Genomic DNA, 24585 nt, shown 5'->3' with positions numbered 1-24585 from the left:
CACAACGTCCGTTGATTCCGGAAGAGAGACAGCTTCTTAACGCGCAGGCAACATGTGGGCCACCTCACAGCTCCTACTCACCGCTCATGAGAGGCCTCACGTGCGATTGCGCACCTCCATCGCCCTGCTCGGGGCCGCGCTCCTGGTGTTCGCCGTGCCGCCGCTGCTCTCCACGGACGGCGGCACCGACACCGGCACGCAGATCCCCGGCCTGCGTTTCATGGTCCCCAACACCCCCGGCGGCGGCTACGACATCACCGCCCGCACCGCCTCCAAGAACGCCGAGGACGCCGGGCTCACCCACGGCATCGAGGTCTTCAACCTCCCCGGAGCCGGCGGCACCGTCGGGCTCACCCGCCTCGTCGGTGAGCACGGCAACGGCAAGCTCGCCATGTCCATGGGGCTCGGTGTCGTCGGCGCCGTGCACACCAACAAGGCGCCCAAGACCCTCGCCGACACCACACCGATCGCCCGGCTCACCGAGGAGCAGGACATCGTCGTGGTCGCCAAGGACTCCCCGTACAGGACGATCGGCCAGCTGGTCGACGCATGGAAGAAGAACCCGGGCAAGCTCGCCGTCGGCGGCGGCTCCTCGCCCGGCGGCCCCGACCACCTCGCGCCCATGCTGATGGCCCGGGCCGCCGGCATCGAGCCCAAGTCCGTCAACTACGTCCCCTTCGACGGCGGCGGCGAACTGCTCGCCTCGATCCTCGGCAACAAGGTCGCCTTCGGCGTCTCCGGCGTCGGCGAGTACCTCGACCAGATCAAGTCCGGAGAGCTGCGGCTCCTGGCCGTCACCGGCCCGATGCGCGTCCCCGGACTCGACGCCCCCACTCTGCGCGAGGCCGGCCTCGACACCGACTTCACCAACTGGCGCGGCATCGTCGCACCGCCCGGACTGAGCGACGCGGAGCGCGACAAACTCATCCGGCTCGTCACCGAGTTGCACAAGTCGAAGCAGTGGCAGGAATCCCTGAAGAAGAACGGCTGGGACGACGCCTTCCTCACCGGCGATCTCTTCGGCGACTTCCTCGAGGAGCAGGACGACGAGGTCGACTCGGTGCTGAAGGAGCTGGGACTGTGAGCGCCGAGACCCCCGACACCACCCGTACCGCCGACGGCCGCAGCTCCTGGCTGCGCGAGCACTCCGAACTCGGCGTGAGCCTGCTGCTCCTCGTCATCGGCGTCCTCGTCCTCACCGACGCGCTGACCATGAACGTCGACATCGCCCAGCGCGGACCCGTGGGACCCAGGACCGTCCCCGTCGTCGTCGGCTGCGGCCTGCTGGTCGTCGCCGTCCTCCTCGCGGTCGACGTCCTGCGCGGCGGCCGCGGCGAGGCCGAGGGCGGCGAGGACATCGACCTGAGCGAGCCGAGCGACTGGCGCACGGTCCTGCTCCTCGGCGGCGTCTTCCTCGCCTTCGCCGCGCTCATCGGCCCGCTCGGCTTCCCCGTCGCCGGAGCGCTGCTCTTCTGGGGCTCCGCCTTCGCGCTCGGCAGCAGACACCACGACCGTGATCCGCTCATCGCGGCGGTCCTGTCCGTGGTCACCTACTTCGTGTTCAACAACCTGCTCGGCGTCCCGCTGCCCGGCGGCCCGCTGATGGGAGTGCTCTGATGGATTCCCTGAACTCCCTTCTCGACGGCTTCGGCACCGCGCTGACGCCCGTCAACCTGCTCTGGGCCGCGATCGGCGTGCTGCTCGGCACCGCGATCGGCGTCCTGCCCGGCATCGGCCCGGCGATGGCGGTGGCGCTGCTGCTGCCGGTGACGTACGGACTGGAGCCGACAGGCGCGTTCATCATGTTCGCCGGCATCTACTACGGCGCGATGTTCGGCGGTTCGACCACCTCCATCCTGCTCAACACCCCGGGCGAGAGCGCGGCCGTCGTCGCCGCGCTGGAGGGCAATCCGATGGCGAAGGCCGGACGGGGCGCCCAGGCGCTCGCCGCCGCCGCCGCCGGCCACTTCACGGGCGGCATGATCGGCACGATCCTGCTCGTCGCGCTGGCCCCCACGGTCGCCGACCTCGCCGTCGACATCGGCGCGCCCGACTACTTCGCCATCATGGTGCTGGCCTTCATCGCCGTCACCTCGGTGCTCGGCTCCTCCCGCATCCGCGGACTGGCCTCCCTGCTGATCGGCCTCACCATCGGCCTCGTCGGCCTGGACCAGATGACCGGCCAGCAGCGCCTCACGTTCGGCTCGCTCCAGCTCGCGGACGGTATCGACGTCGTCATCGTCGCCGTCGGTCTCTTCGCGATCGGCGAGGCCCTGTGGGTCGCCGCCCACCTGCGCCGCACGGCGGGCGAGCCCATCCCCGTCGGCCGCCCGTGGCTGGCCGGCTCCGACGTGAAGCGCACCTGGAAGGCATGGCTGCGCGGGCCGGTCATCGGCTTCCCGTTCGGTGCGATCCCGGCCGGCGGCGCGGAGATACCCACCTTCCTTTCCTACGTGACCGAGAAGCGGCTGTCCCGGCACAAGGACGAGTTCGGCCGCGGCGCCATCGAGGGCGTCGCCGGACCCGAGTCGGCGGCCTCCGCGTCGGCCGCGGGCACGCTCGTGTCGATGCTGACGCTCGGCCTGCCGACCACCGCCGTCGCCGCCGTGATGCTGGCCGCCTTCCAGCAGTACGGCATCCAGCCCGGACCGCTGCTCTTCGAGCGCGAACCCGACCTCGTGTGGGGCCTGATCGCCTCCCTCTTCGTCGGCATGGTGCTGCTGCTCGCGCTCAACCTGCCGCTCGCGCCGGTCTGGGCGAAGCTGCTGCGCATCCCGCGGCCGTACCTCTACGCGGGCATCCTGTTCTTCGCCGCGGTCGGCGCGTACGCCGTCGGCGGTGAGGCACTCGACCTGGTGATCCTGCTGGTCATCGGCCTCATAGGGTTCGGCATGCGGCGCTACGGACTGCCCGTGCTGCCCGCGGTGATCGGCGTCATCCTGGGCCCGGCCGCCGAACAGCAGCTGCGCCGCGCCCTGCAGATCAGCGACGGCAGCGTCACGGGACTGGTCAACACCCCCTTCTCCGTGACCGTGTACGCGGTGATCGTGACCCTGCTGGCGTGGCCGCTGCTGAAGAAGGTGATCGTCCGCCGCCGTACCGTGTCGGCATGACACCGGACATCCTCCCCCTACGCCCCTGCGGGCGCGGGGGGACCCCCAGCGCAGACCGACGACGTTCCGCGGGTGAAGGCCGTGACCGACGCGGCCTATCACCACTACATCGAGCGGATCGGTCTCGTACCGGCCCCGATGGAGGCCGACCACGCGGCCGACGTGGCAGCGGGTCGGGTGTTCGTGACCGGGGAACCGGTGGTCGGCCTCGTGGTCCTGCGGACCGAGGCCGACCACCTCTGTCTCGACAACATCGCCGTCCACCCTGATGCCCAGGGCACCGGCCTCGGCCGCCGCCTGCCGGCCTTCGTGGAATCGCGCGCACGGCAACTCGGCCTGCCCGAGGTGCGGCTGCTGACCAACGCGAAGATGTGGGAGAACCAGAAGCTGTACGAGCGCTACGGCTACGAACTGGTGGAGCGCCGGGTCGACGGGCAGTACGACCGCTTCCACTACCGCAAGCCGCTGACATGAACAGGAGCCGATGAGGGGCCCGTTGTCAGTGGCGGCTGCGACGATCGGACCATGACGACGATCGACTGGAACGCCCTGGCGGGCACCTTCGACCAGGAGCCCGACCACGGCCTCGCGGACCCCCTGGTCCGGCGTGCCTGGGCGGACCGGCTCCGGCAGTGGCTGCCGCCGCACCCGTCCGACGTGCTCGACCTCGGCTGCGGCACGGGCAGTCTGTCCCTCCTCGCCGCCGAGCAGGGCCACCGGGTGACCGGCGTCGACCTCTCGCCCGGCATGGTCGCGCGGGCACGGGCCAAGCTCGCCGGCACGGGCGCCGAGATCATCGAGGGCACCGCGGACCGGCCCCCGGTCGGCGAGCGCCGGTTCGACGTCGTCCTCGCCCGGCACGTCGTGTGGCTGCTGCCCGATTTTGAGGCCGTCCTGCGCCACTGGGCCTCGCTCCTGCGCCCGGGCGGCCGGCTCGTCCTCGTCGAAGGCGTCTGGGGCGGCGACGGACTGCCGGCCGAGCGGCTGACCGAGGCCCTCGCACCGCTGGCCGAGCGGATCCACCACGAACCCCTGTCGCAGGACCCGGCCCTGTGGGGCAAGGCCGTCGACGACGAGCGCTACGCGCTGGTTGCGTGCACGGCAGCGCCCCGCCGGCACACCGAGGTGATCGACGTGCACCTGGTGCTGCGCCGCGGGGACGAGGTGCTGCTCGCCCGCCGCGCGAACACGGGCTACGGCGACGGCCTGTGGAACGGACCGTCGGGCCACGTCGAGGACGGCGAGGACGTGCGCGCCGCGATGGTGCGCGAGGCGGCCGAGGAGATCGGCGTCGAGCTGGCGCCCGGCGATCTGCGGGCCGCCCTGGTCATGCAGCACCGCGGCCCGGGCGGGCGGCCGCGCACCGGCTGGTTCTTCGAGGCCGACCACGAGGCGGCCGGTGAGCCGTACAACCGCGAGCCGGACAAGTGCTCCGAGATCGCCTGGCACCGGCTGGACGCCCTGCCCGGCGACATGGTCGCCTACTGCCGGGCAGGGCTGGAGGCCTACCGCGCCGGGGAGAGGTTCGTCGTCCACTGGCACGAGGACGGCGACTCCGTCGCGTACGACGCGGACGGGCCGGACCGGGCGGTGGTGCTTCCGGTCAGCCGAGGAGGTCGCTGAAGGAGCCGCCGCGGGCGAGGAGTTCGAGTTCGTCGAGAGCGCGCACGGCCTCCTCCGCCGCCTGCGGGTCCCGGTCGGCGAGGCCGCTCTCGGCGAACTCGTCCTCATCGAGACGCAGGACCGTCCGCCCGTCCGCAGACACCCACAGGTCCAGGTCAAGGTCCTCGACGACCACCTCGCCGCCGCCGGCCACGGCGGGCCGGGTGATGTCGCAGTACCAGCCCTTGAGCACACCCGCGCCCGTGCGGACCTCCTTCACCGAGTACCACCGGTCGCGCCAGTAGTGCTCGGTGAACACATCCCCCGGCTCGAACCGCACGAAGCCGAAGTCACGGACCCCCGGGGCGGCCCACGGTGCCCGCACCACCAGATGCGTGCCGTCGTCGGAGAGCAGCTCCGCCGGGTAACGGATCTTCGTCGCCCCGGCCTTGACCAGGCGGACCTCAGCCGAGAGTACGGACATGCCGGACCTCCGAGGCGCAGATCTCGTACCCGAACCACCGGTTGACCGCCAGCATGGGACCGTTGTCGGCGTCATTGCTCGTGAACGCGTCCGTGAAACCGGCCTGCCTGGCCCGGCGCAGCGAATCCGTCTTGGCGAGCTTCGCGAAGCCCTTGCCCCGGTGGGCACGCATCGTGCCCGTCATGCCGCTCAGATAGCGGGTCTCGCGGTCGGTCATGGCCGCGGTGAACGCGGCGATCCCACCGTCCACGACGACCACCGTGGACAGGCCGCGGTCGAGCAGCGGGTTCTCCCAGGTGTGACGGATCCAGTCGTCGTAGTCGGTGAAGTCCGCACCGACGTCGCTCGGCTCGTCGGACGTCGCCTCGGCGTCCGCGTGGAACAGGGGGCGCGGGTCGTCCTCGTAGTCCGCGGCCGTCCGCAGCTCGACCCCGGCCGGCAGGGGCGGCAGGCCGGGCAGCGTCCCGGCCGCCAGGCCGAGGCGCAGGAAGTGCGCCGCGCGGCTGGGACGGAAGCCGCGCTTCTCGGCGAACGCCCGGCACGCGGGGGTGTCCTCGACCCAGGAGAACAGGGAGCGAGCGCCTTCGCCGGCGAGATGCTCCTCGGCCGTGCGCAGGAGCAGCCCTCCCGCGCCCTGCCCCCGGTGCTCGGGGTGCACGACCGGGTTCGCGTACGCGAGTGAGGGCTCGGCGGCGTCGTAGGCGATGCCGACGTGCGACATGCCGATGACGGCGCCGTCCCGCTCGGCCACCAGCAGGCGGTACCTCTTGGCCGGGTTGGCGGTGCGCACGCCGAAGAGGACCGACTCGGGGGTGGTCACGTCGAACGGGAGCACCACACGCCGGATCCGGGTCACGGCCTCGGCGTCCTCCGGGCTGTCGGCACGGAGATCTCGGACGATGACAGTCATGGGGCCGCACGCTACGTGCCGCCGTGCCGCCGCGCCTCCCAATATCGGCGCGGTGGGGGACAATCGCGCCGTGACCTTGAACATCACCATCGATCCGGAAGGCGCCGGCGCGCCGTACGAGCAGGTGCGCGCCCAGATCTCCGAACGGGCCCGCTCGGGCGAGCTGCCGGTGGGCTACCGGCTGCCGACCGTCCGCGGCCTGGCCGAGGAACTGGGCCTCGCGGCCAACACCGTGGCCAAGGCGTACCGGGCACTCGAGAGCGACGGCGTGATCGAGACCCGCGGCCGCAACGGTACGTTCGTGGCGGCGGCGGGCGACGCGGCGGCCCGTCAGGCCGCGGCGGCGGCGGCGACGTTCGCGGCGGAGGTGCGCCGCCTCGGCCTCTCGCACGAGGCGGCGCTGGCCGCCGCCCGCGAGGGCCTGCGCGCGGCGTACGACCGGACGGAGTGAGGGTCCCCACCCCGCCCCTTCCCGTAACCGGGGGCAAGCCCCGGACCCCGTACCGCGCTTCGCGCGGTGTCCTCAAGCGCCGGACGGGCTGATTTCGCGCAGCGAAATCCAGCCCCGCCGGCGCTTGAGGCGCGGGGGCCCGGGGGCGGAGCCCCCGGTTACGGGAAAGGGCGGGGTGGGGAAAGGCTCCGCGCAGCGGCCCCGCCCCGCCCCCTCGCCGCCCTCAGAGGTACAGCCCCGCGTCCGCGCCCGCCGACTGCGACGGCACCGACGCCGGAGACGTCCCGCGGCGCAGCGCGAACAGCTCCGCCAGCGTCGCACCCTCGCGCCCCACGCCCTCCTCCGTGCCGAGCCAGGACACCGCCTCGCCGCGCGTCAGCGGGCCCACCTCGATCCGGGCCAGGCAGCGGCCCGGGCGGACGACGGCCGGATGGAGGCGCTCCAGGTCCTCGTTGGTCGTGACGCCGACCAGGACGTTGCGGCCCTGGCCCAGCAGACCGTCCGTCAGGTTGAGCAGGCGCGACAGCGCCTGGCCCGCCGTGTGCCGCGCCTCCCCGCGGATCAGCTCGTCGCAGTCCTCCAGCAGGAGCAGCCGCCAGCGGCCCTTCGCCGTGCCCTCGTCCTCGCCGATGGCGATGTCCATCAGGTAGCCGACGTCGTTGAACAGCCGCTCCGGATCCAGCACGCAGTCCACCTGGCACCAGTCGCGCCACGAGCGAGCCAGCGTGCGCAGCGCCGACGTCTTGCCCGTGCCGGGCGGGCCGTGGAGCAGCAGCAGCCGGCCGGCGATGTCGTCCGGGGTGACCTTCATCAGCCGGTCCATCGCGTCGGCCACCGGCGCCGTGTAGTTGGGCCGGATCTCCTCCCACGTGCCGGCGGAGATCTGACGGGTCGTGCGGTGCGGACCGCGCCGCGGTGAGACGTACCAGAAGCCCATGGTCACGTTCTCCGGCTGCGGTTCGGGCTCGTCGGCCGCGCCGTCCGTCGCCTCGTCGAGCACCTTCTGGGCCAGCTCGGAACTCACGGCGGTGACCGTGACGTCCGCGCCCCGGTTCCACCGCGAGACGAGCAGCGTCCAGCCCTCGCCCTCGGCGAGCGTGGCGCTGCGGTCGTCGTCACGGGCCGACCGCAGCACGGCGGCCGAGGGCGGCAGCAGCGTCGCGCCGGGCTTGACGCGGTCGATCGTCGAACTGTGCGAGTACGGCTGCTCACCCGCCGCGAAGCGGCCGAGGAACAGCGCGTCGACGACGTCCGACGGCGAATCGCTGTCGTCGACGTTGAGCCGGATCGGCAGGGCGTCATACGGGTTGGCAGACATACGCCCATGATCCGGCACGGTCCGGGGCGCTGCACCGTGTTTTGCCCGGTGCGGCGTCACGTGGTGTCCCCGGCGTATCCGGCCCACGGCCCGGCCGGCCCAAGCAGCCGGTCTCGGCCCTTCATTTGCGACGGTTGCCGCGTTCCGAGGCGGAACCTTCCATTCACTCGCTCGTTTCGCTTTTCGACCGATGACCCGTCAGTAACATCTTTGGCATGGACACTTCCGGTCAAGTCCCTGCGCTGCTACGAAAGTTGAGGCAGAGATCCTGCTCAAGGGAGGTTCCATGAAACTGTCCCGAGTCGCGGCACTCTCATCCTCACTCCTCCTCGGCGCTGTTCTCGCTCTCACGGGAGCGGGCCCGGCGCAGGCCGATTCCACCGTCCAGGCCGTGGACTACGTGGCACTCGGCGACTCCTACTCCTCCGGTGTGGGAGCGGGCAGTTACGACAGCACCAGCGGCAACTGCAAGCGCAGCACCCGCGCCTATCCCAAGCTCTGGGCCGCAGGCAATTCCCCCTCGTCGTTCGCGTTCACCGCCTGCTCGGGCGCCCGCACCGGCGATGTGACCGCCGGTCAGCTCGGGCCGCTCAGCTCGGCGACCGACCTCGTCTCCATCACGGTCGGCGGCAACGACGCGGGCTTCGCCGATGTGATGACCACCTGCGTCCTGAGTTCCGACGCCGAGTGCCTGGCCCGGATCGAGGAGGCCAAGCGCTACGTCGACACGACCCTGCCCGGCAAGCTCGACCAGGTGTACTCGGCGATCCGGGCCAAGGCACCCGCCGCCCGGGTCGTCGTCCTCGGCTATCCGCGCTTCTACAAGCTCAGCGGCAGCTGCTCGGCCGGTATGAGCGAGACCAAGCGGTCCGCCATCAACGGGGCGGCCGACTACCTCAACACGGCGACCGCCAAACGCGCGGCCGACCACGGATACACCTTCGGCAGTGTCGTCGGCACGTTCACCGGGCACGAGATCTGCTCAGGGGCCGCCTGGCTGCACAGCGTCAACTGGTTCAACATGAGCGATTCGTACCACCCCACGGCGTCCGGACAGTCCGGCGGCTATCTGCCCGTCTTCGCCTCGCACGCCTGAGCCGGAAATCCGCCCGGCGCGTCAGGGCCGGACGGCGTCCACCGCCACCGTGCGTACGCAGGCCCTGCCGGCCGTCCCGCCGGCAGGGCACTGCCGCGTCACCCGCCCAGCGCCGCCCAGAGCAGTGCCGCGACCGCCAGGAGAAGCAGCACCACGCCTGCCGCCAGCACCGCCGCGGCACGTCGCGGCTCGTCGGCGGACGGCGACGGGCTCGCGGACGGCCCCGGGCCGCCGGCGTGCGCGTCCCGTTCGGCATCGCCCCGGCCCGCCGGGGGCTGCGACGGCGGCGGTGCGCTCGCACGCGGGGCGCCGCCCGCGCTCGCCAGCCGCAGCCGGTGCTCGGCCTCCGACGCCGGCATCCGCTCCGCCGCGTCCCGCCGCATCAGCCCCGAGATGACCGGTGCCAGCGCGCCCGCCCGCTCCGAGGGCCGGACCTCCTCGCCCGCGCCGGGGGAGCGGCCCTCGACCGCCGTGTAGAGCAGGGCGCCGAGCGACCACAGATCGGCGCCGGCGCCCGGCTCGACGTCCGGTGCGAACTCCGGGGCCATGCCGAAACCGGTCAGCATCACCCTGCCGTCGTTGCCGACGAGGACGTTGGCCGCCCTCACGTCGTGGTGCGCCACACCCGCCGCGTGCGCCGCGCGCAGGGCGGCGACGGCCTCCGCGCCGATGTGCGCGGCGCGCGCGGGCGGCAGCGGTCCCTCCGCCTCCAGTACGTCCGACAGGGCGAGGCCGCACACGAGTTCCATCACGATCCATGGGCGGCCGCCGTCGGTGACCACGTCGTGGACGGCGACCACATTGCGGTGCGAGACACGGCCCGCGGCCCGCGCGGCCCGCTCCAGCCGTCCGTACAGCCCGCGCGCCGCTGTGGCGTCGAGACCGGCCGGAGCGCGGACCTCCTTGACCGCGACGTCGCGGCCCAGCAGTTCGTCGCGGGCCAGCCACGCCACGCCCGTACGGCCCTCGCCGAGCGGCCCGATCAGGCGGTAGCGCTCCGCGATCAGCCGGTCGGTTCCCGGTGGTCCGCTCATGCCGTGCCTCCTGTCCGCAACCAGCCGCAACACGGTGGAAACCCCTCGAATCTAGCTCAACTGCTCGTGGCCTGACATAGATTGACCAGCCATCAGTTCTTCCGGCCTGCCGAGAGGGTTGCCACGATCGCCCAACTCGCCCTGGGATCAGCTGTATTCGGAGAGTAACCGTCAACCCCCGTACGAGTGTGGTGAATCATGCGGGCGGGATACACGGGTGTCCCGTCGGGGAGATAGGCTTAATGTGCCCGGGCCGGGTGTCTCGTACGGGTGGGGAGTGACATGGATCAGATAACAGTTCGCAGCAGGGCCCGCGTGCCTGCCATCACCTGCGGAAGCGTCGCGACGAGTTCGCGTCTCGACCGCCACCTCTCGGTGCTCGGCGGCCCTGCCGTCCCGCAGGGCGAGGCCGCCGAGGCGACCCTGCTGATGCAAGAGCTGACCTCGCGCGACGTGCGGCACGGTCGCGGGAGCAAGAGCGCGCGCGTCTCGCTGTTCGCCCCGCTGCGGCGGCTGCGGCGCTCCCTGTTCGGCAGCCGCGGCTGACCGACCCCGTCCCACCCCTTCCTCGCGCGACCGCTCAGGCGACCACACCGTCCCGGCGCAGCGCCGCCGCGGCCTCATCCGTCATCCCCAGGGCCCGCAGCAGCGCGTCGGTGTGCTCGCCGAGCGAGGGAATCGCCCCCATCCGCGCCGGGGCCCCGCCCGGCAGCGTGATCGGGGGCAGCAGCGCCCGAAGCGGCCCGGCCGGCGAGTCGACCTCGCGCCACCGGTCACGGGCGGCCAGCTGCGGATGTCCGGCCACGTCCGTCACGGTGTTCAGGCGCGCACAGGCGATGCCCGCGGCCTCCAGCCGGTCGATCGCGTCCTGCGTCGTCAGCCCCACCAGGGCCTTGGCCACCACCGCGTCCGTACGCGCCCGGTTCGCGGTGCGCGCGGTGTTCGTGGCGAAGTCCGGGTCGTCCGCCAAATCCGGTCGCGCCAGCACACTCTCGGCGAGCCGGCGCCATTCGCGGTCGTTCTGCACCGACAGGAGCACCTGGCCGCCGTCGGCCGTGTCGTACGCGTCGTAAGGGGAGATGACGGCGTGCGCGACACCTGTGCGCGCCGGGGCCGCACCTCCGTGCATCCCGTGGTGGAGCGGGTGGCCCATCCACTCGGCCAGCGACTCCAGCATCGAGATCTCGACCGGGCCGCCGCGGCCGGTCGTACCGCGCCGCAACAGCGCCGCCAGCACCCCCGAGAAGGCGTACATCGCGGCGGCGATGTCGGCCGCCGGGACGCCCGCCTTCACCGGCTCGGTCGCCGTCCCCGTCACCGACACCAGACCGGCCTCGCACTGCACGAGCATGTCGTACGCACGCTTGTGCGCGTACGGGCCTGTCGAGCCGTAGCCCGAGATGTCGACGGCGATCAGCCGCGGGTGCCGCGCGCACAGGGCCGCGGCGTCCAGACCGAGCCGGGCCGCCGCGCCCTGCGCGAGGTTCTGCACGAACACGTCGGCGTCCGCGACGAGCCGGTGCACGATGTCCAGTCCGCGCGGGTCCTTGAGGTCGACGGCGATGGACTCCTTGCCGCGGTTGCACCAGACGAAGTGCGAGGCGAGCCCGCGGGCCGCGGTGTCGTAGCCGCGCGCGAAGTCACCGCCGTCCGGGCGCTCGACCTTGATCACGCGGGCGCCGAGGTCGGCGAGCTGGCGCGTGGCGAACGGTGCGGAGACGGCCTGCTCGACGGCGACGACCGTGATGCCGTCCAGGGGCAGTGGCTGTTGGCTCATAGGCCGTGTCTAATGTGTAACCGCCATCTTGTCACCCCTGGGGATCATGAAAACGCCGGGCCGACTTGGCCACGGCGTCCCCTTGACGCGGTTGCCGCTGCGCTTCTCGGGGGCGCTGCGGCCGGACGCTGCGCTTCTCCGGGGCGCTGCCCCCGAGCCCCTGTCTCAAGCGCCGGCGGGGGCTTCCTGTGCCGGGACGCCCTTGTCGGGGCTCCGCCCCGAACCCCGCGCCTCAAACGCCGGCGGGGCTGGCGTTGCCCCGGGCCGGCGGACTCGCGAGCCGCACGCCCGCGTCGGGGCCCGGTCAGGGAAGGGGCGGGGTGGGGGGAACGTCACAGCAGAGCGAACTGGCCCTCCGGGCCTTCCTCCGCGTGGTCCAGTACCGACGCCGGCCGGCGCGCCGGCCCCGGCGGCGGCAGCACTCCAGCCGCCCGCAGCTCCGCCGCCCCGATCCGGGCGCACTCGCCCAGCCTCTTGCGCTCCGGCTCCAGTTCCGCCAGCAGTGCCAGCACCGTGATCAGTTCCAGGAGCTCGGACGTCCACTCCTGAGGCCAGGACGCCGGCCGCACCGCCTCCAGGGAGCCCGGTTCCCCGCCCGCCGCGCGCCGTGCGAACCAGAGCTCCAGCACCCGGACGCCGCCCGCCTCGAACTCCCACGCCGCGCGCGGCACCGGCGCGACACGGCCGCTGTCGCCGATGGTCAGCGTCTCCTCGTCCGCGTCGTACGCGAGCGCGTCCGGCCGCGCGGGCAGGGCCGCCCGCACATAGGGGCGCCGGCCGCCCGGCAGCCTGGGGCGCTCCCCGCCGTGCGCGCCGCGCAGCTCGATCCGCATCGCCCGCCGGCCCAGCTCCACCCCCGCCGCCCACACAGTGGCGTCGGCAGGCAGCGGGACCACGCACCCCGCGGGGCCGGCGACGGCCGACGCCAGAGCCCAGCAGACCAGGTCCTCGGCAGCCACCCCGTGCCCGTACCGGTCCGCGAGGAGGTCCAGCAGCCCCGGCGAGACGTTCGGCTCCCGCGCGCCCGGCCTGCGGTACAGGGGACGGATCCGGCCCTGGCGTCCCGCCGGCGAGCGCCCGTCCGGCAGCAGCGCCGTCACGACGAGCGCGGGCCCCGTCGCCTTGGGGACATGGCCCTGTTCGACGACGAAGAGCTGCCGCCCGTCCCGCACCCGCCACAACTCCGGCCGGGCCGCGTCGATCAGCCGGTGGTCCGGTATCAGCCACTGCTCGTCGAACGCGCCGTGCAGCACGCGCACCGGCTCGGGGCAGCGGCCCCGCTCGCGGGCCATCCGCCCGGTCCCGGTCGCCTGCCCCGGCAGCTGCGCGACCGCGCTGTGCGCAGTACGTGCCCGGGTGGGCCCGAACAGGGCCTCGCGCTCGGCGCCGTCCGCCCGGACGAGCGCGTCCCAGCGGGCCCGCAGGGACGCGGCGTCCGGCGCCATCACCCAGCCCCGGCCCAGCCGCAGCGGCGCCACGGACCAGGGCATGAGGTCGTCGAGCAGCGGCGCGTCGTCCTCGGTGTGAGCAGTCACCGTCCGCATGCTAGTCACCTTCTCGGCCGTGAACGACCGCGCTTGACTGCCCGGTCGTTCGCACCTCGTCGCGCTCCCGACTGCCCCCTACGACAGGGCGGTCACGGGTCGCATCTCCCCTCTCCCGGGCCTGTTCAGGCCGTGGCGGGGACGGGCATGGTGACGAATGCCCACGCCGAGCGTGCACGGTCGCGCACGTTGACCCCGGCGACGACGTCGGCGGGCCCAGCGAGGCCACACCGACGGCAGGAAAAGTGGTCCCGATTGGGCCGGTTGGCCTTCTCGGTATGGCCGCAACGCGGGCAGCGCTGCGAGCTATAGGCCGCATCCACCTCCAAGAACGCCACTCCAGCCTGTCTCGCTTTGTAGGTGAGGTGCTGTCCGAGCTGGTGGAAGGGCCAGGAGGAGAGGGCGCCCCGCTGGTCGCGTCGAAGCCGTACCCGCTCCCGGATGCCGTCGAGTACCTCGACGGCCACTCCGCGACCGGTGCGTTGCGCAACGGACACGATCTCCTTGCTGATGCGGTGATTCATGTGGGTGGCATGGCGCTGTTCCTTCTTGGCGCGGCGCGCCAGGCGGCGGGTGGACGAGCGAGTTTGCTTCTGCTGCAACTCCGCGCGCTTGCGGGCACACCAGTTGCGGTAGCGGGCCAAGCCACGGCCCTGGTAGTTCGTGCCGTCAGAGGTGGTGGCGAGATTGACAATGCCGCGGTCCACACCGATCCAGTCGACCGGCTCGGACACCTCCGGTTCGGGAACCTCGCAGGTGGCGATCAGGAACCATTTCCCGCCCTGCTGCACAAGATCGGACTCGCCCCTGCGGTACTCGGCCAGCACCTTCAACTGATCCGCGGCGCCGGTGTAGCGGACGCCACGCATCCGGCCGTCCACCGTCCAGATCGACACGGTGCAGGCATCGGTCTGCCAGGACAGGCACCGGTCGTCGAACGGCTGTGCCGCCTCCGGCCGGAAGGCGACTGGGCTGCCCATCGCCTTGCGGTAGCGCCTGGACGTGGTCTTACCCAAGAGCCCGGCCTTGGCCTGCGCGGCCAGCGTGCTGTAGGCATCCACGACCTTCTTGACGACCCGCACCGCCGGCTGCGCTGACAGCCCGAACGTGGCCTTGACGTCCGTGTACAAGAGCTTCTGCAGCCCGTTGCGGTCCTTCACGCCCCGCTTGAATGCGACCGTCGACACGTAGGTGGCGGCTCGGTTGCAGGCGCGCAGGGTCCTCTCCAACGCCGCCGCCTGCTCGGGTGACGGCAGCAGCTTGATCTGCACCACCAACTTCACAACACCGACCGTAGGCATCCCCGCTCACACGCGTGCACGGTTCTCGCGCACGCGTACGCGAACCAGCGACACCCTGGACGGGTGTTCGCATCGGCCCGGCTTCGCCGGGCGGCAGGGGGCGGGCGCTCCGCGCTCCGGTTGGTGCGGGATGGCGCGACGCGCGTCGCCAGGACGGGAGACGATTCCTCCCCGGCATGAACGCCGGAGCCGCCTCGGAAAGACAGGTGAAGCCGTTCAGTCCGCGGCATCCACGGTCACCGAGAAGGAGAAGCGGTCGCCGCGGTAGCGGATGCGGGCCACGTCGACGACCCGGCCGTCCTCGTCGTACGTCACCCCCGTGTAGTGGAGGATCGGGCTGAGCAGCGGCACCCGCAGCAGCTCCGCCGTCTGCGGGTCGGCCAACCGTGCCTCCACCGTGTCCGTGATCCGGCTGATCCGCACGCCCAGCACGTCCCGCAGGACCTTCGTCATCGGCCAGCGCTCCAGGTCGGTGCACTCCACACGCCCCGCGAATTCGGGGCGCAGGGCGTTCTCCGCCCAGTTCGTGGGCTCGCCGCTGTCGCCGTCGCAGCGCAGTCGCCGGAAGACCACGACCTCGTCCTCGTCCGGGAAGAACTCGGCCAGCTCACCCGGGACCGGCTGCGGACCGTGGCCGAGGACCGTGGTGCGCTCGCCCGACTGCTGGGCCACGATCGCGTCGATCGAGCCCAGCAGCCGCCTGGGCGCGCTCCTGCGCGCCCCCGGCTCGATGAAGGTGCCGCGTCTGCGGTGGCGGGTGATCAGCCCCTCCTCCTCGAGCTCTTTCAGCGCCTGGCGCATGGTGAGCACGCTCACCCCGTAGTGCTGGGCGAGCTGTTCCTCGGTGGGCAGCCGCAGAGACGCCTCGGGCGCACGGCCCAGTATCGAGGCGCGCAGCGACTGCGAGACCTGGTACCACAGCGGCAGCTTGCGGTTCAGGACGAGCGAGTCCGGGGCGAAGGAGGTCACGGCATCTCCGTACTACGGCCGGAAGTGGCGCTCAAGACCCTGCCATACGGTGTCGTAGCCCTTCTGCAGGTGGTCGGCGTTCGCCGCCTGCTCGGTCGCGATCACCGGCCAGCGGGTCTCGAACATGAAGGCGAGGCCGTTGTCGACCTTCTGCGGCTTCAGCTCGACGGAGCTCGCCCGGTCGAAGGTCTCCCGGTCGGGGCCGTGCGCCGACATCATGTTGTGCAGCGAGCCTCCGCCGGGGACGAAGCCTTCGGCTTTCGCGTCGTAGGCGCCCTCGATCAGGCCCATGTACTCGCTCATCACGTTGCGGTGGAAGTACGGCGGGCGGAACGTGTCCTCGCCCACCAGCCAGCGCGGCGCGAAGACCACGAAGTCGACGCCGGCGAGACCGGGGGTGTCGGACGGCGAGGTCAGCACCGTGAAGATGGACGGGTCGGGGTGGTCGTACGAGATCGTGCCGATGACGTTGAAGCGGCGCAGGTCGTAGACGTAGGGGACGTGGTTGCCGTGCCAGGCGACGACGTCGAGCGGCGAGTGGCCGTACGTCGCGGTCCACAGGTTCCCGCAGAACTTGTTGACCACCTCGATGGGGCCTTCGACGTCCTCGTACGCCGCGGCCGGGGCGAGGAAGTCGCGGGGGTGCGCGAGGCCGTTGGCGCCGATCGGGCCGAGGTCGGGCAGCTGGAACGGCTGCCCGTAGTTCTCGCAGACGTAGCCGCGGGCGCTGTGGTCGAGCAGCTCCACGCGGAAGCGGACGCCGCGGGGGATCAGCGCGATCTCGCCGGGCCGCGCGGGCAGCAGGCCGAACTCGGTCACCAGCAGCAGGCCGCCGCGCTCGGGGACGATCAGCAGTTCGCCGTCCGCGTCGCTGAACACCCGCTCCATGGAGGCGTTGGCGTGGTACAGGTGCACGGCCATGCCGGTGCGCTGGGCCACGTCGCCGTTGCCGCCGAGCGTCCACAGGCCCGCGAGCCAGTCCGTGCCGGGCGCGGGCTCCGGCAGCGGGTTCCACCGCAGGCGGTTGGGGTCGGGAACCGTCTCGGTGAACGGGGCTGTGCGGATGCGGCCGTTGTCGGCGCGGACGAACGCCGGGTGCATGGCCGAGGGACGGATGCGGTACAGCCAGGAACGGCGGTTGTGGGCGCGGGGCTCGGTGAAGGCGGTGCCGCTGAGCTGTTCCGCGTAGAGACCGAGCGGGGCGCGCTGCGGTGAGTTCCGCCCGTGGGGGAGGGCGCCGGGGACCGCCTCCGAGCTGTGCTCGTTGCCGAAGCCGGACAGGAACGACTCGTCGCCGAGTCCCTCCACAAGTTTGCGCGTCTCGTCGATACCGCTCATCGCCCGCTCCTGGTGCCGAGGGATTTCCGTTCCCGTACCCATTCCTATGGATAACCGTAGGATTGCAGGACCGTCCCGTCAACGGCAACGGGGCGGCATCATGGACGGCGTGTCCCAGCCACCTCTGCGCCGTGCGCCCGTGCAGCAGCGCAGCGCCGACCGTCTCGCGCGCATCCTGGACGCCTGCGCCGAACTCCTCGACACCTGCGGCTACGAGGAACTGTCCACGCGCGACGTGGCGGCGCGGGCCGGCGTCCCGATCGGCTCCGTCTACCGCTTCTTCGGCAACAAACGGGCGCTCGTGGAGGCGCTGGGGCACCGCAATCTCGACCGCTACGCCGAGCGGGTCGCCGGGCTCCTCGTCCGGCTGCCGGCGGGGGACTGGCGCGGCGCCGTCGACGTCATGCTCGACGAGTACCTGGCGATGAAGCGCGCGGTCCCCGGCTTCGCGCTGATCGACTTCGGCGCCCAGGTCCCGGTCGGCGCCCCGGTCGCCGGCCCCAACGACGAGGTCGCCGACCGGCTCGTCCGCCTGCTCGCCGCCCACCAGGGGCGTGAGCCGGACGCGCGGCTGCGGCGCGCGGTCCTGGTCGCGGTCGAGGCGGCGGACGCGCTGCTGCAGCTGGCCTTCCGGGTGAGCGAGACGGGGGACGAGGGGATCGTGGGCGAGACGCGGCTGCTGCTGCGGGCGTACCTCGCGGATGTGCTGGACGCGCCTCCACAGGGGGCGTGAAGGGCGGGCCCTTCGGTTTCCCGTGCCCGCGTCCTTGCCGAGAGTGGTCCCTTGGCCTCCGGACGTCGTACCCCTCCCGCCCATGCATACCGGTCGGTATGCTCGACGGGCCACCCGTCACCGTGCCACCCGCCCCGGGGGAGGACCCGTGTCCCGCACCGCACCTGCCGCTCTTACCGCGACCAATCCGCCGCCCGCCGATCGAGGCGCCCGCACCGCACCGCGCATCTGCCCGCTGTGCGAGGCCACCTGCGGGCTCACCCTGACCATCGAGGGCACCCGGGTCACCGGTGCGCGCGGTGACCGGGACGACGTCTTCAGCGAGGGCTTCATCTGTCCCAAGGGCGCCTCGTTCGGCGAGCTCGACGCCGACCCCGACCGGCTGCGCACCCCGCTCGTGCGCGAGAACGGCCGCCTGCGCGAGGCGAGCTGGGAGGAGGCGTTCGATCTCGTCGCCGCCCGCATACGACCGCTGATCGAGCAGCACGGACCCGACGCCGTCGGTGTCGTCCTCGGCAACCCCAACGTGCACACCATGGCCGGCGGCCTCTACCCGTCGGTCCTGCTGTCCACCCTGCGCACGCGCAACGTCTTCAGCGCCTCCACCCTCGACCAGATGCCCAAGCACGTCTCCAGCGGACTGCTCTACGGCAGCGCCGTCGCCATTCCCGTCCCCGACCTGGACCGCACCGCCCACCTGCTCCTCCTCGGCGCCAACCCGCTCGAGTCCAACGGCAGCCTGTGCACCGCACCCGACTTCCCCGGCAAGCTGAGGGCACTGCGCCGCCGCGGCGGCACGCTCACCGTCGTCGACCCCCGCCGCACCCGCACCGCCCGGCTCGCCGACCGGCACGTCGCGATCCGCCCCGGCACCGACGCGCTCCTGCTCGCCGCCCTCGCCCACGTCCTGTTCGAGGAGGAACTGACCGACCTCGGCGCTCTCGCCGGGCACGTGGAGCAGGTCGGCGACGTCGAGGCGGCGGTGCGGGACTTCACCCCGGAAGCCGTGGCCGCCGCCTGCGACATGGACGCCGAGGAGATCCGTACGATCGCCCGCGAGCTCGCCGCCGCGCCGTCCGCTGCCGTCTACGGGCGCATCGGGAGCTGCACCGTGGAGCACGGCACCCTCGCGAGCTGGCTCGTCGACGTCCTCAACATCCTCACCGGCAACCTGGACCGGCCGGGCGGCGCACTCTTCCCCCTCGCCGCCACCGACAAGGCCCCGCGCCCGGCCGGCCCGGGCAAGGGCTTCGCCCTCGGCCGCTGGTCGAGCCGTGTCGGCGGACACCCGGAGGCCAAGGGCGAACTCCCCGTCGCCGCACTCGCCGAGGAGATCGAGACACCGGGCGACGGGCGGATCCGAGCCCTCATCGCGATCGCCGCCAACCCGGTGCTCTCCGCCCCCGACGGCGACCGCCTCGACGCGGCGCTGAGCGGTCTGGACTTCATGGTCAGCGTCGACCCGTACCTGAACGAGACGTCACGCCACGCCGACGTGGTGCTGCCCCCACCGCCCCCCTCCCAGAGCGCCCACTTCGACTTCGCCTTCAACGCCCTCGCCGTACGCAACCAGGTCCGCTACACGCCCGCCGCCGTCCCCCTGGAGGACGGGCTGATGGACGAGTGCGAGATCCACGCCCGGCTGGTCCTCGCGGTCGGCGGCATGCACGGCGCCGAACCGTCCGCCGTCGACGACATGGTCGTCCAGCGCTCCCTCGCCAAGGCCGTCGCCGACCCCCACTCACCCGTGCACGGCCAGGACGCGGCCGAGCTCGCCGCCGAACTCACCGGCGGCAGCGGAGCCGAGCGCCGCCTGGACCTGATGCTGCGCCTCGGCCCGTACGAGCTCACCCTCGCCAAGCTCCTGGAGAACCCGCACGGCATCGACCTCGGGCCCCTCCAGCCGCGCGTCCCGCAGGTGCTCAGGACCCGCAGCGGGCGCATCGAGCTGCTGCCCGCGCCGATCGCCGCCGATCTGCCGAGGCTCCGCAGCGCCCTCGACCGGCGTCCCGACGGGCTCGTGCTGGTCGGCCGCCGCCATCTGCGCTCCAACAACAGCTGGCTGCACAACGTGCCGGCACTGGGCGGCGGCTCCAACCGCTGCACCCTGCACGTCCACCCCGACGACGCGGCCCGTCTCGGCCTCACGGACGGCGCGACGGCCGCGGTCACCGCGGACGGCGGCCGGGTGGAGGCACCCGTGGAGATCACCGCGGACGTCCGCCCGGGCGTCGTGAGCCTGCCGCACGGCTGGGGCCACGACAGGCCGGGTACCCGGCTCTCGGTGGCCTCCGCCCGGCCCGGAGTCAACGTCAACCAGCTGCTCGACGGCTCCCGGCTGGACCCCCTGTCGGGCACGGCAGTGCTCAACGGCTTCCCCGTCGAGGTCGCACCCATGGACTGACCTGGGGTTTTGCTCGTATTGCTCACGTGTCAACATCTTGTTAACGGCAATTGACGACACCTAACGTCATCCGAACCGCCGCCCCGGTGGAGTTCAAGGATGAACGTTAGGTGTCCCCATGCTGACAATCCTCGGCTTCGCCATGATCGCGACCTTCCTGGTCCTGATCATGATGAAGAAGATGTCGCCGATAGCGGCGCTGGTCCTCATCCCCGCACTCTTCTGCGTCATCGTCGGAAAGGGTGCGCACCTCGGGGACTACGTCCTCGAGGGCGTCGGCAATCTCGCGCCCACGGCCGCGATGCTGATGTTCGCGATCGTCTACTTCGGCGTCATGATCGACGTCGGCCTGTTCGACCCGATCGTCCGGGGCATCTTGCGCTTCTGCAAGGCGGACCCGCTGCGCATCGTGATCGGTACGGCACTCCTGGCCGCCATCGTCTCGCTGGACGGTGACGGCTCGACGACCTTCATGATCACGGTTTCGGCGATGTATCCGCTCTACAAGCGCCTCAAGATGAGCCTGGTCGTCATGACCGGTATCGCCGCGACCGCCAACGGCGTCATGAACACGCTGCCCTGGGGCGGCCCGACCGCCCGTGCGGCGACCGCGCTGAAACTGGACGCGGGCGACATCTTCGTCCCGATGATCCCGGCCCTCGGCGTCGGCCTCCTGTTCGTGATGGTCCTCGCGTACGTCCTCGGCCGTCGCGAGCGCAAGCGCCTCGGCTTCCTCTCCCTGGACGAGGTCCTGGAGCCGCACACCGAGACCGTGCTGGTGAAGACGGGCGGCGGCGACCGGACGAAGCCGGCCGCGGGCCGCGGCCCCGGTGCGGGGGCATCGGACACCGGGAGCAAGGACGCCGCCGAGGGCGACGACGAGGGCTTCCAGGGACTCGACCCCCACCGCGCCACGCTGCGCCCCAAGCTCTACTGGTTCAACCTCGGGCTCACCGTCGTTCTCCTCGCCTCCATGATCATGGAGCTGCTGCCCATCCCGGTCCTCTTCCTGCTCGGTGCGGCCCTCGCCCTCACGGTCAACTTCCCCCGGATGACCGACCAGAAGGCCCGGATCGCCGCCCACGCCGACAACGTCCTCAACGTCGCCGGCATGGTCTTCGCCGCCGCCGTCTTCACCGGCGTCCTCACCGGCACCGGCATGGTCGAGCACATGGCCGACTGGCTCGTCGGGGCGATCCCCGAGGGCATGGGCCCGCACATGGCCGTCGTCACCGGCCTGCTGAGCCTCCCGCTCACGTACTTCATGTCCAACGACGGCTTCTACTTCGGCGTGCTGCCCGTCCTCGCCGAGGCCGGCGCCGCCCACGGCGTCTCCCCGCTGGAGATCGCCCGCGCCTCGCTCGTCGGCCAGGCACTGCACATGTCGAGCCCGCTGGTGCCCGCCGTGTACGTCCTGGTCGGCATGGCCAAGGTCGAGTTCGGCGACCACACCCGCTTCACCGTCAAGTGGGCCGCGCTCACCTCGCTGGTGGTCCTCGGCGCCGGAATCCTCTTCGGAATCATCTGACGTGACGGAGTCCCGGAGCTGGCTGCTGCGCCTCGTCATCGCGTTCTCCCTCGCCCAGGGCGCGGTGTCGATGGCGCGGCCCGCCGTCTCCTACCGCGCCCTCTCGCTGGGCGCGGACGAGCGCGCCATCGGCGTCATCGCCGGTGTCTACGCGCTGCTTCCCCTGTTCGCCGCCGTACCGCTGGGGCGCAGGACGGACCACGGGCGGTGCGCACCCCTGCTGCCCGTCGGCGTCGTCCTGATGTCCGGCGGATGCGCCCTCAGCGCTGCGGCGGGCTCCCTCGCGGCGATGGCCGCGTGGAGCGGCGTCATGGGGCTCGGCCACCTCTGCTTCGTCATCGGCGCCCAGTCGATCGTCGCCCGGCAGTCCGCACCCGCCGAACAGGACCGCAACTTCGGCCACTTCACCATCGGCGCCTCGCTCGGCCAGCTCGTCGGGCCCGTCGCCGCCGGCGCCGTGATCGGCGGCGACCTGGCCCGTACGAGCGGATACGCGCTGCTCGCCGCGGCGGCCGTGGCCGCCGCGTCTCTCGCCTCGCTGTGGCGCATCGAGCACCGCACCCCGCCCCGGCCGCGCGAGGATCGCACGACGGTGCCCGTACGCAGCATCCTGCGCACCCGCGGCGTCCCCGCCGGAATCCTCATCAGTCTCGCGGTGCTCTCCGCGACCGACATCCTCACGGCGTACCTGCCGGTGATCGGCGAACACCGGGGCATCGCGCCCGCCGTCGTCGGTGTGCTGCTCAGCCTGCGGGCCGCGGCCACCATCGCCTGCCGGCTGGTGATGACCCCCATGATCCGGCTCATGGGCCGCAGGGGTCTGCTGACCACGACCTGCCTGATCGGCGGGCTGCTGTGCGGCGGCATCGCGCTGCCCGTTCCGCTGTGGGCGCTCGCAGCGATGCTGATCCTGCTGGGCTTCTGCCTCGGCGCCGGCCAGCCGCTGTCGATGACGACGGTGGTGCAGGCGGCGCCGGCCGACGCGCGGTCGACCGCGCTCGCCCTGCGCCTGACCGGCAACCGCCTCGGCCAGGTGGCCGCACCGGCGGGCGCCGGCCTGGTCGCCGGCCTCGCCGGCGCCGCCACGCCGTTCGTCCTGACCGGGGCGCTCCTGGCGCTGTCGTCGGCGGCGGCCCTCCGACGCCCCCGCCCCGCAGGCCCCCCGGAGGCCTCTTCGGTGCCCGGGTCACGCCCCGGGCACCCTGCCGAGCAGGGGAACCGGCACGCATAGCTGTCCTGCCCGCCGATCACCCCGAAAGGTGTGACGCGCCCATGTCGCGGAACTGGCGGCCGCATGCCCGAAAGCCTTTCTGTGCCGCCTTGGCCCGAGCGGCTTCTGAGCGAGCGGCTCTGCCCGTGTGGCTCCCGGGGTCTGCCGGTCGGCGGGCCTGCCGTGTGGCGCGGGGCGCCGCGCTGTCCGTGCACGCCCGCGCGGTGAGCGGCAGGGACGCTCCCGTACGCCGGCCGGACACGTCTCCCCGTTACGCTCCACCCGCCCGGCTGCCTCTGGCGCGCGAAAACTAACAGCGCTAGTTTGGGCCCGGACACGACCACGAAGCGTGGAGGAGAGCGATGAAGGCTCACGACGGCATGTACATCGGCGGCCAGTGGCGGCCCGCGGCCACCACCGACACCATCGCGGTGGTCAACCCGGCGGACGAGCAGGTCATCGGCCATGTGCCGGCCGGCACCGCCGAGGACGTCGACGCCGCCGTACGCGCGGCCCGCGCCGCGTTCCCCGCCTGGGCGGCCACACCGCCCGCCGAGCGCGCCGCCCTGCTCACAGCCCTGCGTGACGAACTGGCACACCGCCAGGACACCATCGCCGCCACTGTCACCGCCGAGCTCGGCGCCCCGCCCGCGCTCGCCCAGGCCGTGCACACCGGCATGCCGCTGCTGGTCGCCGGCTCGTACGCCGAACTCGCCGCCGACTACTCCTTCGAGGAGACGATCGGCAACTCCACCGTCCTCATGGAGCCCGCCGGCGTCGTCGCCGCGATCACGCCCTGGAACTATCCGCTGCACCAGATCGTCGCCAAGGTCGCTCCCGCGCTCGCCGCCGGTTGCACCGTCGTCCTCAAGCCCGCCGAGGACACCCCGCTGACCGCACAGCTCTTCGCCGAGGCCGTCCACGACGCGGGCGTACCCGCCGGAGTGTTCAACCTCGTCACCGGCCTCGGGCCGGTCGCGGGCCAGGCCCTCGCCGCGCACGAGGACGTCGACCTCGTGTCCTTCACCGGCTCGACGGCCGTCGGCAGGCAGATCGGCGCGACCGCGGGCGCCGCGGTCAAGCGCGTCGCCCTGGAGCTCGGCGGCAAGTCCGCCAACGTCATCCTGCCCGGCGCCGACCTCGCGAAGGCCGTGAACGTCGGCATCGCCAACGTGATGTCCAACTCCGGCCAGACCTGCAGCGCCTGGACCCGGATGCTCGTACACAAGGACCGGTACGACGAGGCCGTCGCGCTGGCCGCCGCCGCGGTCGCCAAGTACGTCCCCGGAGACAGGGTCGGCCCGCTCGTCAACGCCAAGCAGCAGCAACGGGTCCGCGGCTATATCGAGAAGGGCATCGCCGAGGGCGCCCGCGTCGTCGCCGGCGGCCCCGACGCGCCGCTGGAGACCGGCTACTACGTCAGCCCGACCGTCTTCGCCGACGTGACCCCCGGCATGACCATCGCCCAGGAGGAGATCTTCGGCCCGGTCGTCTCGATCCTGAAGTACGAGGACGAGGACGACGCGCTCGCCATCGCCAACGGCACCGTCTACGGTCTGGCCGGCGCCGTCTGGGCGCAGGACGAGGCCGAGGCGGTCGCGTTCGCCCGCCGCATGGACACCGGGCAGGTCGACATCAACGGCGGCCGGTTCAACCCTCGTGCTCCCTTCGGCGGTTACAAGCAGTCCGGGGTCGGCCGCGAGCTCGGTCCGCACGGCCTCGCCGAGTACCTCCAGACCAAGTCCCTCCAGTTCTGAGCCGGGAGACATCATC

Annotated in this window: 22 protein-coding genes; 13 read left to right on the top strand and 9 right to left on the bottom strand. The window is 72.3% G+C overall.

The window, feature by feature from the left end:
* The first annotated feature begins 100 nt into the window (after nt 1-100).
* The 5 genes from HW130_RS20465 to HW130_RS20445 all read left to right on the top strand — a co-directional run bounded on the left by HW130_RS20465 (nt 101) and on the right by HW130_RS20445 (nt 4736).
* Nucleotides 101-1084 carry a tripartite tricarboxylate transporter substrate binding protein gene (locus HW130_RS20465; protein WP_177151097.1) on the top strand — a complete coding sequence of 328 codons (984 nt, stop codon included), beginning with the start codon at nt 101-103 and terminating at the stop codon, nt 1082-1084.
* Nucleotides 1081-1617, top strand: a complete 537-nt coding sequence (locus tag HW130_RS20460) for a tripartite tricarboxylate transporter TctB family protein (protein ID WP_177151096.1) — start codon at nt 1081-1083, stop codon at nt 1615-1617. The genes HW130_RS20465 and HW130_RS20460 overlap by 4 nt, the downstream gene beginning before the upstream one ends.
* On the top strand, nt 1617-3113 hold the full coding sequence (locus HW130_RS20455) for a tripartite tricarboxylate transporter permease (protein ID WP_177151095.1): 1497 nt from the start codon (nt 1617-1619) through the stop codon (nt 3111-3113). The genes HW130_RS20460 and HW130_RS20455 overlap by 1 nt, the downstream gene beginning before the upstream one ends.
* A gap of 72 nt (nt 3114-3185) precedes the next feature.
* Nucleotides 3186-3587: a GNAT family N-acetyltransferase gene (locus HW130_RS20450; protein ID WP_309140497.1), complete on the top strand. Its 402-nt coding sequence runs from the start codon at nt 3186-3188 to the stop codon at nt 3585-3587.
* 51 nt (nt 3588-3638) lie between these two features.
* The gene (locus tag HW130_RS20445; RefSeq protein WP_177151094.1) at nt 3639-4736 is read left to right on the top strand and encodes a methyltransferase domain-containing protein; all 1098 of its coding nucleotides are present in this window, start codon (nt 3639-3641) and stop codon (nt 4734-4736) included.
* Here HW130_RS20445 and HW130_RS20440 read toward each other — a convergent pair.
* Both HW130_RS20440 and HW130_RS20435 read right to left on the bottom strand, forming a co-directional pair.
* On the bottom strand, nt 4717-5199 hold the full coding sequence (locus HW130_RS20440; RefSeq protein WP_177151093.1) for a DUF402 domain-containing protein: 483 nt from the start codon (nt 5197-5199) through the stop codon (nt 4717-4719). The two genes, HW130_RS20445 and HW130_RS20440, sit on opposite strands and share 20 nt — an antisense overlap.
* Entirely contained in the window at nt 5180-6109 is a 930-nt protein-coding gene (locus tag HW130_RS20435; RefSeq protein ID WP_177151092.1) for a GNAT family N-acetyltransferase, read from the bottom strand. The genes HW130_RS20440 and HW130_RS20435 overlap by 20 nt, the downstream gene beginning before the upstream one ends.
* Before the next feature lie 70 nt (nt 6110-6179).
* On the opposite strand from HW130_RS20435, the gene HW130_RS20430 reads away from it, so the two are divergent.
* Nucleotides 6180-6560, top strand: coding sequence for a GntR family transcriptional regulator (locus HW130_RS20430; RefSeq protein ID WP_177151091.1), 381 nt, complete (start codon nt 6180-6182; stop codon nt 6558-6560).
* A gap of 223 nt (nt 6561-6783) precedes the next feature.
* Here the strand turns inward: HW130_RS20430 and HW130_RS20425 are convergent, their stop codons facing one another.
* Nucleotides 6784-7878 (bottom strand): DUF5925 domain-containing protein, encoded by a 1095-nt coding sequence (locus HW130_RS20425; RefSeq protein WP_177151090.1) that lies wholly within the window; start codon nt 7876-7878, stop codon nt 6784-6786.
* A 286-nt stretch (nt 7879-8164) separates the two neighbouring features.
* On the opposite strand from HW130_RS20425, the gene HW130_RS20420 reads away from it, so the two are divergent.
* A complete protein-coding gene (locus tag HW130_RS20420) occupies nt 8165-8974 on the top strand; it encodes an SGNH/GDSL hydrolase family protein (RefSeq protein ID WP_177151089.1) in 810 nt (269 codons plus the stop codon).
* 98 nt (nt 8975-9072) lie between these two features.
* On the opposite strand, the gene HW130_RS20415 is transcribed toward HW130_RS20420, so the two are convergent.
* Nucleotides 9073-10008 (bottom strand): serine/threonine-protein kinase, encoded by a 936-nt coding sequence (locus tag HW130_RS20415; RefSeq protein WP_177151088.1) that lies wholly within the window; start codon nt 10006-10008, stop codon nt 9073-9075.
* Between the two features lie 282 nt (nt 10009-10290).
* Here HW130_RS20415 and HW130_RS20410 point away from each other — a divergent pair, with 282 nt between their 5' ends.
* Nucleotides 10291-10554, top strand: coding sequence for a hypothetical protein (locus HW130_RS20410; RefSeq protein ID WP_177151087.1), 264 nt, complete (start codon nt 10291-10293; stop codon nt 10552-10554).
* A 34-nt stretch (nt 10555-10588) separates the two neighbouring features.
* On the opposite strand, the gene HW130_RS20405 is transcribed toward HW130_RS20410, so the two are convergent.
* The 5 genes from HW130_RS20405 to hmgA all read right to left on the bottom strand — a co-directional run bounded on the left by HW130_RS20405 (nt 10589) and on the right by hmgA (nt 16937).
* Nucleotides 10589-11785, bottom strand: a complete 1197-nt coding sequence (locus tag HW130_RS20405) for a CaiB/BaiF CoA-transferase family protein (protein WP_177151086.1) — start codon at nt 11783-11785, stop codon at nt 10589-10591.
* Nucleotides 11786-12117: 332 nt separating this feature from the next.
* A complete protein-coding gene (locus HW130_RS20400) occupies nt 12118-13329 on the bottom strand; it encodes a type ISP restriction/modification enzyme (protein WP_177151085.1) in 1212 nt (403 codons plus the stop codon).
* Between the two features lie 125 nt (nt 13330-13454).
* Entirely contained in the window at nt 13455-14612 is a 1158-nt protein-coding gene (locus HW130_RS20395; protein ID WP_309140496.1) for a transposase, read from the bottom strand.
* Between the two features lie 234 nt (nt 14613-14846).
* Complete coding sequence (locus HW130_RS20390) at nt 14847-15599, bottom strand: GntR family transcriptional regulator (protein ID WP_177151084.1); 753 nt, start codon at nt 15597-15599, stop codon at nt 14847-14849.
* Nucleotides 15600-15611: 12 nt separating this feature from the next.
* On the bottom strand, nt 15612-16937 hold the full coding sequence (hmgA, locus tag HW130_RS20385) for a homogentisate 1,2-dioxygenase (RefSeq protein ID WP_177151083.1): 1326 nt from the start codon (nt 16935-16937) through the stop codon (nt 15612-15614).
* A gap of 100 nt (nt 16938-17037) precedes the next feature.
* Between hmgA and HW130_RS20380 the strand changes: the two genes are divergently transcribed.
* The 5 genes from HW130_RS20380 to HW130_RS20360 all read left to right on the top strand — a co-directional run bounded on the left by HW130_RS20380 (nt 17038) and on the right by HW130_RS20360 (nt 24569).
* Nucleotides 17038-17670, top strand: coding sequence for a TetR/AcrR family transcriptional regulator (locus tag HW130_RS20380; RefSeq protein WP_177151082.1), 633 nt, complete (start codon nt 17038-17040; stop codon nt 17668-17670).
* A gap of 148 nt (nt 17671-17818) precedes the next feature.
* Complete coding sequence (locus tag HW130_RS20375; RefSeq protein ID WP_375256558.1) at nt 17819-20074, top strand: molybdopterin oxidoreductase family protein; 2256 nt, start codon at nt 17819-17821, stop codon at nt 20072-20074.
* A gap of 118 nt (nt 20075-20192) precedes the next feature.
* Nucleotides 20193-21602 (top strand): CitMHS family transporter, encoded by a 1410-nt coding sequence (locus HW130_RS20370; RefSeq protein ID WP_177151080.1) that lies wholly within the window; start codon nt 20193-20195, stop codon nt 21600-21602.
* Between the two features lies 1 nt (nt 21603).
* The gene (locus tag HW130_RS20365; protein WP_309140495.1) at nt 21604-22833 is read left to right on the top strand and encodes an MFS transporter; all 1230 of its coding nucleotides are present in this window, start codon (nt 21604-21606) and stop codon (nt 22831-22833) included.
* A gap of 341 nt (nt 22834-23174) precedes the next feature.
* Nucleotides 23175-24569, top strand: a complete 1395-nt coding sequence (locus HW130_RS20360) for an aldehyde dehydrogenase family protein (protein ID WP_177151079.1) — start codon at nt 23175-23177, stop codon at nt 24567-24569.
* The last annotated feature ends 16 nt before the right edge of the window (nt 24570-24585 follow it).

This window comes from Streptomyces sp. PKU-EA00015, assembly GCF_013387495.1.
Taxonomy (GTDB): domain Bacteria; phylum Actinomycetota; class Actinomycetes; order Streptomycetales; family Streptomycetaceae; genus Streptomyces.
Note: the sequence above shows the minus strand (reverse complement) of the source record. Positions and strands in the feature narration are given on the sequence as shown.

What these genes read in the sequence shown, in the direction of transcription:
- HW130_RS20435 (WP_177151092.1), bottom strand. Translation starts at nt 6,109, where the DNA reads ATGACTGTCATCGTCCGAGATCTCCGTGCCGACAGCCCGGAGGACGCC.
- HW130_RS20370 (WP_177151080.1), top strand. Translation starts at nt 20,193, where the DNA reads ATGCTGACAATCCTCGGCTTCGCCATGATCGCGACCTTCCTGGTCCTG.
- HW130_RS20420 (WP_177151089.1), top strand. Translation starts at nt 8,165, where the DNA reads ATGAAACTGTCCCGAGTCGCGGCACTCTCATCCTCACTCCTCCTCGGC.
- hmgA (WP_177151083.1), bottom strand. Translation starts at nt 16,937, where the DNA reads ATGAGCGGTATCGACGAGACGCGCAAACTTGTGGAGGGACTCGGCGAC.
- HW130_RS20440 (WP_177151093.1), bottom strand. Translation starts at nt 5,199, where the DNA reads ATGTCCGTACTCTCGGCTGAGGTCCGCCTGGTCAAGGCCGGGGCGACG.
- HW130_RS20445 (WP_177151094.1), top strand. Translation starts at nt 3,639, where the DNA reads ATGACGACGATCGACTGGAACGCCCTGGCGGGCACCTTCGACCAGGAG.
- HW130_RS20400 (WP_177151085.1), bottom strand. Translation starts at nt 13,329, where the DNA reads ATGCGGACGGTGACTGCTCACACCGAGGACGACGCGCCGCTGCTCGAC.
- HW130_RS20425 (WP_177151090.1), bottom strand. Translation starts at nt 7,878, where the DNA reads ATGTCTGCCAACCCGTATGACGCCCTGCCGATCCGGCTCAACGTCGAC.
- HW130_RS20380 (WP_177151082.1), top strand. Translation starts at nt 17,038, where the DNA reads ATGGACGGCGTGTCCCAGCCACCTCTGCGCCGTGCGCCCGTGCAGCAG.
- HW130_RS20405 (WP_177151086.1), bottom strand. Translation starts at nt 11,785, where the DNA reads ATGAGCCAACAGCCACTGCCCCTGGACGGCATCACGGTCGTCGCCGTC.
- HW130_RS20455 (WP_177151095.1), top strand. Translation starts at nt 1,617, where the DNA reads ATGGATTCCCTGAACTCCCTTCTCGACGGCTTCGGCACCGCGCTGACG.
- HW130_RS20410 (WP_177151087.1), top strand. Translation starts at nt 10,291, where the DNA reads ATGGATCAGATAACAGTTCGCAGCAGGGCCCGCGTGCCTGCCATCACC.
- HW130_RS20360 (WP_177151079.1), top strand. Translation starts at nt 23,175, where the DNA reads ATGAAGGCTCACGACGGCATGTACATCGGCGGCCAGTGGCGGCCCGCG.
- HW130_RS20415 (WP_177151088.1), bottom strand. Translation starts at nt 10,008, where the DNA reads ATGAGCGGACCACCGGGAACCGACCGGCTGATCGCGGAGCGCTACCGC.